We start from the raw sequence: 13,133 nt of genomic DNA, 5'->3' as shown, positions 1-13,133 counted from the left end.
AAATCCACATAACAAACCATTTTATTTTCTAAAATGGTTTGTTATGTACAAAAATAGTGTATGATAGTACTGTGATGTGCAATTTTGAGTCATACGTTACAGTATTTAAATTATTAAGGATGAAATATGATGTCACGCAATATTGTTGGATTTTTTGCTAAACCTGCCAGAGCTGTTGCTGAAACAACTCTTTATACACTGGGTGCAACAGCAATAGGCTCTAGTATTTATCGTGCTGGAAATTATGCTGGTGATACACTCTTTGGGACTGACAAACAACCCCCTGCACCAGAACAAATTAAAACTCATATCAATCAACCTAATCATGAAGATCGAGAAAATTCAGGTAGACCTGGTATGTCATTTAGTGGATGCTAATATAATTGATGGATGGTGTAGTCAAGTTGCTTGACAAACACCAGTCCAAAATTTAAGAAACACGAAGCGCCTTTATATCCATTCAAGACCGGGATGAGTGCGTTCAAAGTACTTCTGAACTATTTGTTCTGAAACCAAATCCATACGTGCTGGATGCCATTGAGGATTTTTATCTTTATCAATCAACAAAGCTCTGACTCCCTCATAAAAATCATGATCATGCATGAAATGACTGACCATGTCATAATCCATTTGCAAACATTGTGCTAAAGATAATCCCTTCGCTTTTTGTAATTGAGCCAAAGTCACTTTAAGACTCAAAGGAGACTTTTGCGCCAAAGTATTATCAACCGCCTCAGCCCATACTGTATTAGCACTTTGTAACGACCCTCGAATCAGTTCAATTGTTGGATGCGCAAAACAAACATTAATCAAAGGTTTAATCTGGCTAATCTCTTCAGTAGGGGATACAAAAGAAAAGCGCTGCAAACATTGATTGACTTGCTCAAACGCATCTGTTGATAAATCTTGGTTCATTAACGCATCATATAAAGCAGACATTTGCTCTGATGACACTATTTTTTTAACCAGTCCGGCTTTTACTGCATCCTGAGGACCTAAACGATTACCAGTTAAACCCAAATATATGCCTAAATGTCCTGGACATCGTGCTAATAAGTAACTGGCACCGATATCAGGAAAGAAACCGATACCTGTCTCGGGCATAGCAAATACAAAACGTTCGCTAGCTATTGGGTGGCTACCGTGCATAGAAATGCCCACCCCTCCTCCCATAACCATACCATCAATCAAAGAAATATAGGGTTTGCCAAAATGATGAATAAAGTGATTTAAACGATATTCGTGCCAAAAAAACTGCATTTGCTCTGCGTCATTGACCTGACCTGATAAATAAAGCGAACGTATATCGCCACCCGCACAAAATGCATTCCCGGGAACAGCTTGCACGATCACTGCATGAATCGAGTCATCTTCTTTCCAAAGACTTAATTGTCTTTGCAAAGTAAGAATCATATTCAAAGTCAGTGCATTTAATGCCTTGGGCCTATTTAATGTGATGACCCCCAATGAACCTTCTTGATTAAAAAGTACCTCATCAGTCATAATTATTTTCCTTTGAACTGCGCAGCTCGTTTATCTAAAAACGCTCTAACTCCCTCTTGCTTGTCTTCAGAAGCGCATACTTTAGCAAAGTGGATGGCCTCAAGATGCAACGCATCAGTCAAAGACAAATCATAACCATGATCTATGACTTCCATAACACCGGCTACAGCAAGTGGTGCCATACTTAAAATTCCTTGCAATAACTTTTTTCCCTGCTCCAACATCATTTCTGGTTCAACAACCTCACTAACGAGTCCCCAATGTAATGCAGTTTCTGCATTAATAAATCGTCCGGTCAAACACAAGTCTAGAGCACGTCCCTTGCCAATTAAGCGAGCGAGTCGTTGTGTGCCACCATAACCAGGAATAACGCCCAGTTTTACTTCAGGCTGACCAAATTGAGCTTTAGCTGAAGCAATTCGTAATGTTGCAGAAATAGCCAATTCGCAACCACCGCCAAAAGCAAAGCCGTTCACGGCTGCTAATGATGGCTTACCCAAAGTTTCCAGAAGTCGGAATACTTCCTGTCCACGGCAAGCAAACTCATATCCTGTTTGCGCACTACATTCAGCCAATCGATTAATATCCGCACCAGCGCAAAAAGCTTTGCCACTCCCAGTAATCATTAGTGCCTTAACTTTAGGTGTTACTTTTGCATAATGGAACGACTCCTCCAAAGCATCTAATACTTCTGAGCTTAAAGCATTTAACTTTTCAGGTCTATTTAAAGTTAAAGTCAAAATCCCTTGGCTATCCAAATCTTGCTCAATTAAATTCATTCATTGACTCCTTTTCCTATTAAAGTACGTATCGTAGTACTGTAGCCTAGGTGCAGCGAAGCAGAACCCGGGTTTTCTGGACTTGAATGGACTGCTATCCTGGGGTTTCGCTTCGCGGCACCCAGGCTACAATGCACTCAAGCAAATACATTAACTAGCACAAAAAGTGCTCTTCATCCAAAGTTGCTTTAGCAACAATTTCTCTCATGATTTCATTAGTACCCTCAAGAATTTGATGCACTCTCAAGTCTCTAAAAATTCGCTCAATCTGATAATCACGTAAATATCCATAACCACCATGGATTTGCATCGCCTTATCACAAATGCGGAAAGCAACATCCGTAGCCAAGCGCTTTGCCATCGCACAATATATTGGGACATTAGGATCATTTTTATCCATAGCACTTGCTGCTCGATAAACCATTAAGCGTGCTGCCTCATAATCCGTTAACATATCAGCAAAATAAAAACGTAATGCTTGCATCTCGGTGAGTGGTTTACCAAACTGTTTCCGCTCATGCATATAGCTCTGGGTCAACCGCAAGCAAGCAAGCGCGCCTCCTAATGAACACGAAGCAATGTTAATCCGTCCACCATTTAAAGCATTCAGTGCAATTTTAAATCCCATGCCTTCATCGCCCACACGATTGGCAACAGGTACGCGACAATTTTCAAAATAAACCATGCTGGTAGGCTGGCTGTGCCAACCCATTTTTTTCTCTAATTTGCCAAAATTTAAACCTGGCGTATTCTTTTCAATTAATAAGCAACTAATTCCATGATGTGACAAATCGCCTGTCCGTACCATACACAGGTAGACATCGCTCACAGAGCCTCCTGAAATAAAGGCTTTAGAGCCATTTAGAACATAATAATCTCCATCTTTTACAGCCTTAGTTTTCAAAGAAGCGGCATCGGAACCTGATTCAGGCTCAGTTAAACAATAGCTACCCAAGACCTCCATAGCAGTTAATTTAGGTCCCCATTTCATGCGTAGCTCAGAATGACCGTATCGGTCAATTAAGGAAGTAACCATATTATGAATCGAAAGATATGCACTGGTACTGACACAACCTGTTGCCAGCTGCTCGAACAATAGCGCGGAATCTAAACGTGTTAATTGTGCTCCGCCAATATCCTCACGTGCCATCATCCCAGCCATCCCTAATGCAGCTGCTTCACGTATAGTCTCTATAGGAAAATAACCCGCCTCATCCCAACTGTCGGCCATAGGAGCTAACTTAGTACGTGCAAAATCAGCTGCCATCTCACGAATGGCTATATGTTCTGATGTAAATTCGAAATCCATAAACTGTCCTTAGAAAATTCGTTTAAATGTATTATTATTGCGAATTTTTAGCATCCATGAAAGAGATATGCTTCGAAAATTACCCAGAACTTTTTATGAACGCGATACGATTACTGTTGCCAAGGATCTTCTCGGCAAATATCTTATTCACAATCAACACGGCCTGGAATACATAGGACGAATCGTCGAAGTCGAAGCGTACTTAGGACCACATGATCTTGCATCACATTCCTCTAAAGGACTTACCCAAAGAACCAAAGTAATGTTTGGACCTGCTGGTTACGCCTATATCTATTTAATCTATGGAATGCATTACTGTACCAATATTGTTACAGAAACAGAAGGCACCGGTTCTGCAATTTTGCTACGCGCTATTGAGCCTGTCAAAAACATTCAAGGAAGAACTCAAGGGCCTGGGTTGCTTTCAAAAGCAATGCATATAGATAAAGAGCTGAATCAGCATGATCTCACTAGCGATATCTTATACATTGCCGAAGAAGAAAATCAATGTGCATTCTCTATTGTGGAAAAACCGAGGATTGGCGTTCATTATGCCAAGGAATGGGCAGAAGAATTACTGCGTTTTTATATAAAAGATAATGCTTTTATTTCCAAACCATGATGATATGATCGCAGACTTTCATCGTTCATGAAAAAGAATAAGAATAATTACATGGAAACTCTTACAGCGCCCATAACTCGCAATAAAAACTCACTTGCTGTACTCAAAGAGTATTTTGGTTTTGACTCGTTTAGAACACCTCAGGAAGACATCATTAATGATGTTATTGCGGGACATGATGTTCTTGTCTTAATGCCCACTGGCGGTGGAAAATCTCTATGCTATCAGATACCCGCCATCGTCAGGCCAGGAGTAGGCATTGTTGTTTCTCCATTAATTGCATTAATGGAAGACCAGGTAGCTGCCTTAAGATTACAAGGAATTCGCGCCGCTTATTATAACTCCTCTTTAACTAGCGAAGAGGCAAAAAACGTATTAATGCAATTACACAATGATGAATTGGATTTGTTGTATATTGCTCCTGAACGCTTAATTAGTACCTCGTTTTTAGAACGATTACAAGAATGTCCCCTCGCACTTTTTGCAATTGATGAAGCTCATTGTATCTCTCAATGGGGGCATGATTTTCGTCCTGAATATGCTGCTTTAGGGATCTTAAAAAACCATTTTCCCAATATCCCAATTATTGCTTTAACTGCAACAGCTGATAAACAAACACGTCAGGATATTATTAAACAATTAAATTACACGCCTAAAAAATACATTGCTTCATTTAATAGACCAAATATCCATTATAAAGTGGTATACAAAACGAACGCAGTGAAACAATTAAATCAATTTTTACAAACAGTGGAACAACAATCCGGAATTATTTATTGTGGAACCCGTACTGGTGTAGAAAATCTTGCTAAAAAATTACAAGACATAGGCTTCAAAGCACGTGCTTATCATGCCGGACTTCCCCATAAAGAACGTCGAGAAGTACAAACTGCATTCAGGCATGATCGTATCGACATTGTTGTTGCTACCATCGCTTTTGGAATGGGGATTGATAAATCTAATGTACGTTTTGTCGTACATCACGATTTACCTAAAAATATTGAAGGATACTATCAAGAAACCGGACGTGCAGGGCGTGATGGATTAGCCGCACAAGCTCTGTTACTTTATGATGCAGCAGATAGTGCTCGCTTACGCTCCTGGATTATTAACACGCCACTCGATGAACAAAGACGAGTTGAAACCAATAAACTCAATCATATGCTGGCTTTTGCTGAAGCATCACATTGCCGTCGCCAAATTTTATTGCGCTACTTTGATGAAGTTTGTGATACAGAATGCCAATATTGTGATGTATGCGATAATCCACCCATAACTGCCGATGCGACAGAAGATGCACAAAAATTCTTGTCTTGTATTTATCGCTTACGACAAAATTATGGTTTAACCCATACTATAGATGTCTTACGTGGCAGCTCTTCAGATAGAATAAAACAATACGGTCATGAGCAACTCAGCACCTTTGGCATTGGTAAAGACAAATCTGCCCATTACTGGAAACAACTGGCCTGGCAACTCATTCATAAAGAGTATTGTGTGCAGGATATTAACCAGTTTAATGTTCTTAAGTTAACACCTAAAGCGATTCCTTTGCTTAAAGGTGAAGAAAAAATATCATTGACCATTCCGAATGGTGATCTTCAAAGCAGTAAAAAGAAAGGTAAAACACGACATTTAATTCAAGAGAAAGACAGTCCCTTATTCGAATTGCTTCGTGCGCTAAGACGCAAATTGGCCGATGAAGAAAACAAACCACCTTTTATGATCTTCAGCGATGCAACCTTACATGCAATGACTGAAGACAAGCCCGAAAACTTGGAACAGTTACTTGCAGTACCTGGAGTTGGTCAACACAAGTTGTCTCATTACGGAAGCCAGTTCCTTAAAGTATTGAACGAATATAGAGAAGAATAAGTTACTAGGGTGAGGGTAAAATAGTTTGTTCTTAGGCGTTATAAATAAACTCGGATTGCGCTGCACTTATCCAAAGCTACAAAAGTACTCTGACTAAGGTAATACAAGTTCGCCTTGAGCATTAAAACGATATCGGTTTTGATCCCATCCTTGCCCGAAAAGTCTTAGTACCGCGTTGTAATAACTATCAGCACTCAATTCCACTGCATCAATACGCTGTCTTTGTTTGGCAAGTTCTGAAGGGTTATTTGCTAATAATGGTAATAGAGCAGCAGCAAAACCAATAGAACCAGTACCTTGTGTTTTACCGCTGATAATATCAATTTTCTCTGGAGGACTCCCCAATTGTTGCGTCAGAGTAATAATAGGCGAAAAGTGCTGTGTCAATTCTGCTGCGCCAGATGCATTCTGGGCTAACATCCCTACCCAAAGATACACACGAATAGCATTATAACTCCCCAAATTAGGATTCTTCAGATCCGGTTGCCAACCAACATTCTTTTTCCAAATAACCCAATCTGGAGCAAATCCTTTTGGAGACGTTTCTAATAGCAAGCGTCTACTATTACGTTCAAGAATACCCCACTTATTATTAAGTGTCGCAAAACGAATCAGTAATTGAGGTGGTAAATAACTGGGATTAAAACGCCAACTGTTTTTAAAATTAAATCCGAACTTTCCTGGCAACAACATGAGTCCCAAACCTGGAACTTGTGTCACCTCCTCTTTGAGGATACGTTGGAGAAGCTTTTTACCAAGAAAATCATAATGCTTATTGTTCCACAATCGCCCTGCTTCAAGTAAATCATAAGCAATCCATAAATCGGAATCGGCAGCAGAGTTGCTGTCTAACACAACCCATTTTTTTTGAGCATTTTGCCCCCATTCCCATGCAGGTAAATGTTTTGTCAAATCACCTCCAGCAAGATTGCTTTCAGTCCAACGTAATAATTTGTCAAACATAGGTTGATCATGGGCAATCAAAGCAAAGAATAATCCATAACTTTGACCTTCTGAAGTTGTTTTTCTTTCTGAAAGCTGTGGATCAATAACTCGTCCATCATCACTGATATAATACTGCTTAAATTTCTCCCAAATTGGCCATTGTGTACTTGCAAAAGTGTTAGGAATACCCAACACAACCAGGAATAATATCAACAAAGATTTTTTATTCTTTGATTTAAAAATCACGTCTTATCCCGTTGAGTTCCTTTTAAACGACGATTATTAATTATTGATAAGCCATTCCAAATCAAGAATGTGACTATTATTGCAGCCAAAAGAGATAAAAGTGCTAAATTAATGGGATGTTTTTGCAATGCGAACCAAAACCGCTCCCACCATGGTAGATAACCCAGCTGGTAGGTCTCACCTACTCTGAAGCTGTCAATTCCAGAATTACGAATCACAGAGAGAGAACCAAAGACTTTATCAATATTTTTATTGTTAGTTAATGCCTTGTTGAGTAATTCAAAATTCTGCTGATTTTCTGCCAATAGAATAATAATACTACGTTTGCTGTAATAAGGTGATTGAATGCCTAAAATTGCGGCCAAAGAGCCTGTAGCACTAATAGTGGCTTTACTTTCAGCTGGTCCGAAAGAAGTTAGAGGATGTATATCAGGTATCTGATTTTGATTTATAGGTTTTTTAACCCAATCTTGTGTTTTACTAATCAACAAATTGAGATCCTCATTATCATGAAGCGCTTTAGGTAACGCCCCGATGATTAAAAGATCCACATCTTTATTTTCAACTTGCGACCAATCATCAGTCAAGGTCATTGACAATACAGGATAACCCGTTGCGGCACCAATATTACCCATAACATTTAATAAAGTACTTATGGCTTCAGGCTGTGATTGAGGAGCTATATACACTATTGTTTGTGAGAGGTCGGCCAATATACTGAAAGGATAACCAGAACTCATGAATGCATTTAAATTGGGCATTGTAATAAAATGATAATAATTGGACAAATTCAGCGTTGAAGTAGGATCAATAGCCGCTACATTGTTAATGACTTGATAGGTAATACATTGATCATTTTGCATTCCTCCAGCAATTTGAGTTCCATATGAAAAATCGAACGTGAATTGATTGCGTGCTCCTAATTTTGCTGGAATATAGAGTTTCGTACTTGTTTCTGCCATATTTTCAGCAAAAAGATGTTCCTGGTGCGGCTCCAGTTTATAACTTTTTACAAAAGAATTATTCAAGCTAATATCCAGTCGTGAAATACTCGCCTCTGGAGGTATCGAGTAACGGTATTTTAAACGTAAATCAATACCTCTGCTTTGATCAAGATACAAATCAGGAGGTAAATTAAACCGTAGGGAAACTGGATAAGGAGTATACCCTTTTGTTTGCAATTGCCCTTCATACTCTACTAATTTTGCAAAAGTTATTGGTTTATCAGTGCGTATCCAGTTTGGCGCGTCGTAGGGCTTGCGTGGTTTAAACATCTGTACATTATTGACAGTAACACTTGGTCCTCGAAAAAGAACACTCCCCTGCGTGATGCCTTGAACAGCAGTAAGTAAATCATGATCATCACGCCCTGAAATAAGCAATAATTTGATATATGGGTTATTGGGATGGCTTATCATTTCGACAGTGGGAGCATTGACAGTCTTATAGTTTTTCAAGAAATCAGGCCTTTGCTCATTTGTGACAAATACAACAGCATTTCTTGTTGGTAGTTGATTCAATAAGGCCGGAAAAGACACTCCATGCCATAAGGCCTTACTCCCAAACCACGACGCTAAAATTGCTGCCGTTCGTTGTTGCATTAAACTAGGTTGGTCGACAAACACTATTGGAAGGGTTAATTGATTTCTATCTAGTGAATCAAAGAAAGGTTCTGGAAAATGTGCCAGATCATTTTTCACAGGTAAGGTTTGAAACGTCAATTCAAGGTAACTGAGCTTATCAATATCCATCCATATCGAGCTGTGTGCCGGGTTTTCACAAATTGATTTATAGTGGCCAATAAATTCAAGTCTAAGACGATTAAAATCACTGACATAACGCGGGTCTATAGGTACATCAACAGCATTTAATTTCCCTAGTTGTTCTGCACTAATTGCAATAACATTGACCAACTCATCATTTAAATAAATTTTAAGCTGTGACAGTAAAGGAACAAGTGCAGGTGAAGGAATAAATTGCAAATGTAATACAGCCTGAGATATTAGCTCATCTTTACGTACAGTGAATTCTATATTTCTTCCACTAGTAAAATTACCTAAAGTAAAGTTACCTTGCTGCTGGTTTAAATTATTAAAATATAATTGGATTGTTCGCGTTGGCGCATTGGCAGAAGCTGATAATATAGGTTGTGTTTGAGTGGAGTTTGCTGATGTGGCAGAGATAGCCGGTATAGAAACACTAGCCCCCCCTAAAACCAGCAACGCAATCCAGATTATTTTTCTTATCATTATCTCATCCATTAGTTTTAAATTTTATTCCAACTCAGGTAATCCGTGATTAAAGATGCCCTCTTGGTTTAGGCCTGTGAGGAAGAAATGTCCCTATCCAGATAACTGCATTGGTAAAGCCTATGAGCATCTTACGAATTCTTTTTGGCGTATATTCTATGATATCGTAATAACCACGCAAGTCCAGAACAAATACATCCCGCATACTTTTTAGAGGTTTATCCTGACCAAACGATTCCTGCCATAATGACCAAACATCTGCGCGAGCGAATGTGCACTGGATAAAATCGATGTTTTGTTTCAGAGAAAGCTCATGTAAACGAATCCCTGCATGGCGATGAAATGTATAAGCAATAACTCCTGGGAAAACAAATTCATTGTATCCACGCTTCAATAAAAGAGTTATCTCATCTCCTTCTTTGAACAAATCCTGAGCTTCCATTTGTATCCCGACCCCTTTATCAGAATAATCTCTTATGGTGCACTCATAGATATGGCCATCAGAACGCATAATTGCTGCTGGCATCACAAAAGTGACACGAGGTGCTCTGCGTCTTTGTCTGGCTTCGATACTGACACCCAGCGCCCCGCCAAGAATAGCAATATTATATAAAGACCAGATTGAGGTAATGAGCACCGCGAGAATTGTTGCAGCTGGATCAACGGTCACACGAAAGGCCGCTGCGATTAAGCCTGCTATATTAATACATAATAAAACGATATAAGGGCGTGCCGTCATCCAATCTACATGCTCTTCTGCAACAATATCCCCTTTTCGTGTCACATTAAATTTCCCCTTACGTGGGTTAATTAAAGCTATGGTTGTAGGCACTGCAATATACCAAGCCATTACTGTTTCATAGATTTCATTCCATAAAAAATGACGGAATCGACCTTGAATGCGGTCATTCGTTAATACTGCATGAACAATATGAGGTATGGCATAAAGCATGATCATCACCCCAGAAGCATAGACTACGTATGCATTCAAGACCAAAAATGCCGCAGGGGTAATGAAAAAAATTAAACGGGGAATTCCAGAAAGGAAATGTAACATCGCATTAAAATAACAAAGGCGTTGTCCAAAGGCTAATCCTTTACCTAATAAAGGATTATCTAACCGTAAAATCTGGACCATGCCACGTGCCCAACGAATACGCTGGCCTACGTGGCCTGCAAGACTTTCTGTTGCTAAGCCTGCGGCTAATGGTATGCGAATATAAGCAGAATTATAGCCAAGGCGTTGTAGTCGCAATGAAGTATGGGCATCTTCCGTAACACTTTCTACCGCCAAACCACCGATTTTCTCTAAAGCTGTACGACGTATAATGCCACATGAACCACAAAAATAAGTTGCGTTCCATGTATCATTTCCATCTTGAACTACACCATAAAATAAGGAACTTTCATTGGGAGTTTTTCGAAACGATTTTAAATTGCGCTCAAAAGGATCGGGTGAGAAAAAATGATGTGGTGTTTGTAAAATAGCGAGATTGGGATCTTTTAAAAACCAGCCCACCGTTAACTGTAGAAAAGTATGGCTAATGACAAAATCGCAGTCAAAAATTGCCACTAAATCACTACTTGAGTGTTTTAAGGCATAGTTAATATTGCCTGCTTTTGCGTGTTCATGGGTAGGACGTGCTATATAGTGTACACCCACCTCCTCGGCAAATGCTTTACATGCCGGGCGATCACCATCATCCAAAATGTATATATTCAGCTTTTCTTTTGGCCAATCCAAACCCAAAGCCGAATAGATACCTGGCTTTAATATACTCAAGTCCTCATCGTAAGTGGTTATCATGATATCGACACTTGGCCACAAAGACTGATCAGCGGGCAACGGCACTGGCTTACGGTGTAATGGCCAAATACTTTGAAAATAGCCTAGGATCATAACCAACCAAATGTATGTTTCGGCAAAAATAAGTAAGCTTCCGAATATGGTGCTGGGTACGTCATCCCATACTAAGGTATATGTATACCGCCACCATAGATAACGACATGAAACAATTACAGAAAGAACAATCAGCATAATCGTGCATACGTGTCCAGGAGCTTTACGAATGCTCATCGCCATTACCCATAGCAGTATAACGAAAATAAATTGTGCAATTGGTTTAAATGGCTGGGTAATACAAATCAGCAACAATACGGCTGAAAAAATACCTAATATAATGAACAAAATACGCCGTACAATATTGCTTGCCTGTGCAAAATGCTTGAGAGTTTCTTTGGCTACCCTATTGCTTTCTATCTTATCTGGAAGTTTTTCTACCAAAAAATAATAGTAATTAAGGCCATGCTGTAAAAAATGAGTTGCTCTTCTTCTTCGTTCTGGATAAAACAGAATAAGCCATAAGCCTTGAATTAAGTAGCGAAATGAGTCTCCCGGGCGAGGATGTTTCCTTGAAATATGGGGGAACCAAAATTGATGATTTTCACGTACCCATTGCCAACTGGGGGACTCCAATCTAAAAAAAGTCCAGCCTGCTGCTCGGAATAAAATAATACACATTGTAGTGAAAAATGAGGTGTTATGCTGATGAAAATGATAATAAATTTTTTCAACTTTTTTATATGCATGATGAGATAAGAGCAAACGCAAGATTTTACTCATTATGATTCCTAAAACCATGATTCAAGCAGTAATTGGCCAATGCACTGATATCTTTTGCTATAAGACTATGAGCTTGATATTCACCGATTGGCTTTTTGATAGCGAGTGACTCTGCGATTGCTTCATCACTATGCAGTATTATTGGTAAAAAATTTGGCAATAACCGATGCCACAATTCATTCAAATCTTTTTGTAATGACTTAGCAGGAGAATAATGATTCATTAAAAAATAGCAATGTTTCGGAATTTTTTGCTGGTGCAAACGAATATGACTATTAATATCTGGATTTAATACTAAGAATACAATATCGGCTATATCCAATCCCTGTTGTGTCACTAATGTACTGTCTGATGGTAGATCAAGTAAAATCCACTGGTACTCATTTTTTGTCAATAAATCCTCCAGATTTTTTTGCCAAAAATCTGGAGCCTCCTGATGTTCTTTTTCCAAATACTCGCGTTCGGCCTGAGTTATTTTTCCAAAAGGCACATAACTCAGCTGGTCATTATAAGCGCGAATATTTTCCTTCCAATCTTGTTTGTCTTGATAAGAACGCGCCCAGCCCTCTGTCTGCTCAAATGGCATATTAAAATGCAAGCGCAACAAATTATCAGCTGTAAAATCAATAACTAATACTGATTCATTTAGCTCTTGTAAAGCCCAAGCTAATCCCGCAGTAATCGAAGTTACACCGACACCACCACGGATTCCTTGTAGTGCAATGACTGGCATGCTCTTTTCCTATTATCTTTTTGAGCTAATGTCACTAAACTCTTTCAATATAATCCAACGTTTCATTATTTCTGTGATCATTTCTTGTTGTGCAATATCAACATAAACGAACTGAGTTAAAGAATATATTTTACTCAGCATAAGCAAATCATCCTGAAGCCCAAGGGATCTCAGTCCATGAGGATCTGATATCTGATTATTCATAGTACACCTTTTACAAACTGTGTATAAATAGGACTTACCCATTTA

The 13,133-nt window shown here is 39.0% G+C and carries 11 protein-coding genes; 3 read left to right on the top strand and 8 right to left on the bottom strand.

Going from position 1 to position 13,133, the window contains the following annotated elements; all coding sequences use genetic code 11:
- Positions 1 to 126 precede the first annotated feature (126 nt).
- A complete protein-coding gene (locus Lste_RS16915; protein WP_058512155.1) occupies positions 127 to 378 on the top strand; it encodes a hypothetical protein in 252 nt (83 codons plus the stop codon).
- 72 nt (positions 379 to 450) lie between these two features.
- Here the strand turns inward: Lste_RS16915 and Lste_RS16910 are convergent, their stop codons facing one another.
- The 3 genes from Lste_RS16910 to Lste_RS16900 form a co-directional block, all read right to left on the bottom strand.
- Entirely contained in the window at positions 451 to 1,503 is a 1,053-nt protein-coding gene (locus Lste_RS16910; protein WP_058512154.1) for an enoyl-CoA hydratase/isomerase family protein, read from the bottom strand.
- A 2-nt stretch (positions 1,504 to 1,505) separates the two neighbouring features.
- Positions 1,506 to 2,282, bottom strand: a complete 777-nt coding sequence (locus Lste_RS16905; protein ID WP_058512153.1) for an enoyl-CoA hydratase/isomerase family protein — start codon at positions 2,280 to 2,282, stop codon at positions 1,506 to 1,508.
- Positions 2,283 to 2,436: 154 nt separating this feature from the next.
- Positions 2,437 to 3,591, bottom strand: a complete 1,155-nt coding sequence (locus tag Lste_RS16900; RefSeq protein WP_058512152.1) for an acyl-CoA dehydrogenase family protein — start codon at positions 3,589 to 3,591, stop codon at positions 2,437 to 2,439.
- Between the two features lie 67 nt (positions 3,592 to 3,658).
- Between Lste_RS16900 and Lste_RS16895 the strand changes: the two genes are divergently transcribed.
- Positions 3,659 to 4,213 carry a DNA-3-methyladenine glycosylase gene (locus tag Lste_RS16895; protein ID WP_058512151.1) on the top strand — a complete coding sequence of 185 codons (555 nt, stop codon included), beginning with the start codon at positions 3,659 to 3,661 and terminating at the stop codon, positions 4,211 to 4,213.
- Positions 4,214 to 4,264: 51 nt separating this feature from the next.
- A complete protein-coding gene (recQ, locus tag Lste_RS16890) occupies positions 4,265 to 6,088 on the top strand; it encodes a DNA helicase RecQ (RefSeq protein WP_058512150.1) in 1,824 nt (607 codons plus the stop codon).
- Between the two features lie 93 nt (positions 6,089 to 6,181).
- Here the strand turns inward: recQ and bcsZ are convergent, their stop codons facing one another.
- The 5 genes from bcsZ to bcsR are packed head-to-tail and all read right to left on the bottom strand — an operon-like array spanning position 6,182 to position 13,088.
- Positions 6,182 to 7,279: a cellulose synthase complex periplasmic endoglucanase BcsZ gene (gene bcsZ / locus Lste_RS16885; RefSeq protein WP_157070780.1), complete on the bottom strand. Its 1,098-nt coding sequence runs from the start codon at positions 7,277 to 7,279 to the stop codon at positions 6,182 to 6,184.
- Positions 7,276 to 9,528: a cellulose biosynthesis cyclic di-GMP-binding regulatory protein BcsB gene (gene bcsB / locus Lste_RS16880; RefSeq protein WP_058512149.1), complete on the bottom strand. Its 2,253-nt coding sequence runs from the start codon at positions 9,526 to 9,528 to the stop codon at positions 7,276 to 7,278. Before bcsB ends, bcsZ begins: the two co-directional genes overlap by 4 nt.
- A 49-nt stretch (positions 9,529 to 9,577) precedes the next feature.
- Positions 9,578 to 12,151 (bottom strand): UDP-forming cellulose synthase catalytic subunit, encoded by a 2,574-nt coding sequence (bcsA, locus tag Lste_RS16875; protein WP_058512148.1) that lies wholly within the window; start codon positions 12,149 to 12,151, stop codon positions 9,578 to 9,580.
- The gene (bcsQ, locus tag Lste_RS16870; protein ID WP_058512147.1) at positions 12,144 to 12,884 is read right to left on the bottom strand and encodes a cellulose biosynthesis protein BcsQ; all 741 of its coding nucleotides are present in this window, start codon (positions 12,882 to 12,884) and stop codon (positions 12,144 to 12,146) included. Before bcsQ ends, bcsA begins: the two co-directional genes overlap by 8 nt.
- A gap of 12 nt (positions 12,885 to 12,896) precedes the next feature.
- The gene (gene bcsR / locus Lste_RS16865) at positions 12,897 to 13,088 is read right to left on the bottom strand and encodes a cellulose biosynthesis protein BcsR (protein ID WP_058512146.1); all 192 of its coding nucleotides are present in this window, start codon (positions 13,086 to 13,088) and stop codon (positions 12,897 to 12,899) included.
- Positions 13,089 to 13,133 lie beyond the last annotated feature (45 nt).

The sequence above is a fragment of the Legionella steelei genome (assembly GCF_001468005.1).
Classification (GTDB): domain Bacteria; phylum Pseudomonadota; class Gammaproteobacteria; order Legionellales; family Legionellaceae; genus Legionella; species Legionella steelei.
The sequence above is the reverse complement of the archived record's forward strand: the minus strand, read 5'-3'. Positions and strand labels throughout refer to the sequence as shown.

Bases quoted from the DNA above. Each gene is read 5' to 3' on its own strand.
- bcsR (WP_058512146.1), bottom strand. From the start codon at position 13,088: ATGAATAATCAGATATCAGATCCTCATGGACTGAGATCCCTTGGGCTT.
- recQ (WP_058512150.1), top strand. From the start codon at position 4,265: ATGGAAACTCTTACAGCGCCCATAACTCGCAATAAAAACTCACTTGCT.
- Lste_RS16915 (WP_058512155.1), top strand. From the start codon at position 127: ATGATGTCACGCAATATTGTTGGATTTTTTGCTAAACCTGCCAGAGCT.
- Lste_RS16900 (WP_058512152.1), bottom strand. From the start codon at position 3,591: ATGGATTTCGAATTTACATCAGAACATATAGCCATTCGTGAGATGGCA.
- Lste_RS16910 (WP_058512154.1), bottom strand. From the start codon at position 1,503: ATGACTGATGAGGTACTTTTTAATCAAGAAGGTTCATTGGGGGTCATC.
- Lste_RS16905 (WP_058512153.1), bottom strand. From the start codon at position 2,282: ATGAATTTAATTGAGCAAGATTTGGATAGCCAAGGGATTTTGACTTTA.
- Lste_RS16895 (WP_058512151.1), top strand. From the start codon at position 3,659: ATGCTTCGAAAATTACCCAGAACTTTTTATGAACGCGATACGATTACT.
- bcsQ (WP_058512147.1), bottom strand. From the start codon at position 12,884: ATGCCAGTCATTGCACTACAAGGAATCCGTGGTGGTGTCGGTGTAACT.
- bcsA (WP_058512148.1), bottom strand. From the start codon at position 12,151: ATGAGTAAAATCTTGCGTTTGCTCTTATCTCATCATGCATATAAAAAA.
- bcsB (WP_058512149.1), bottom strand. From the start codon at position 9,528: ATGATAAGAAAAATAATCTGGATTGCGTTGCTGGTTTTAGGGGGGGCT.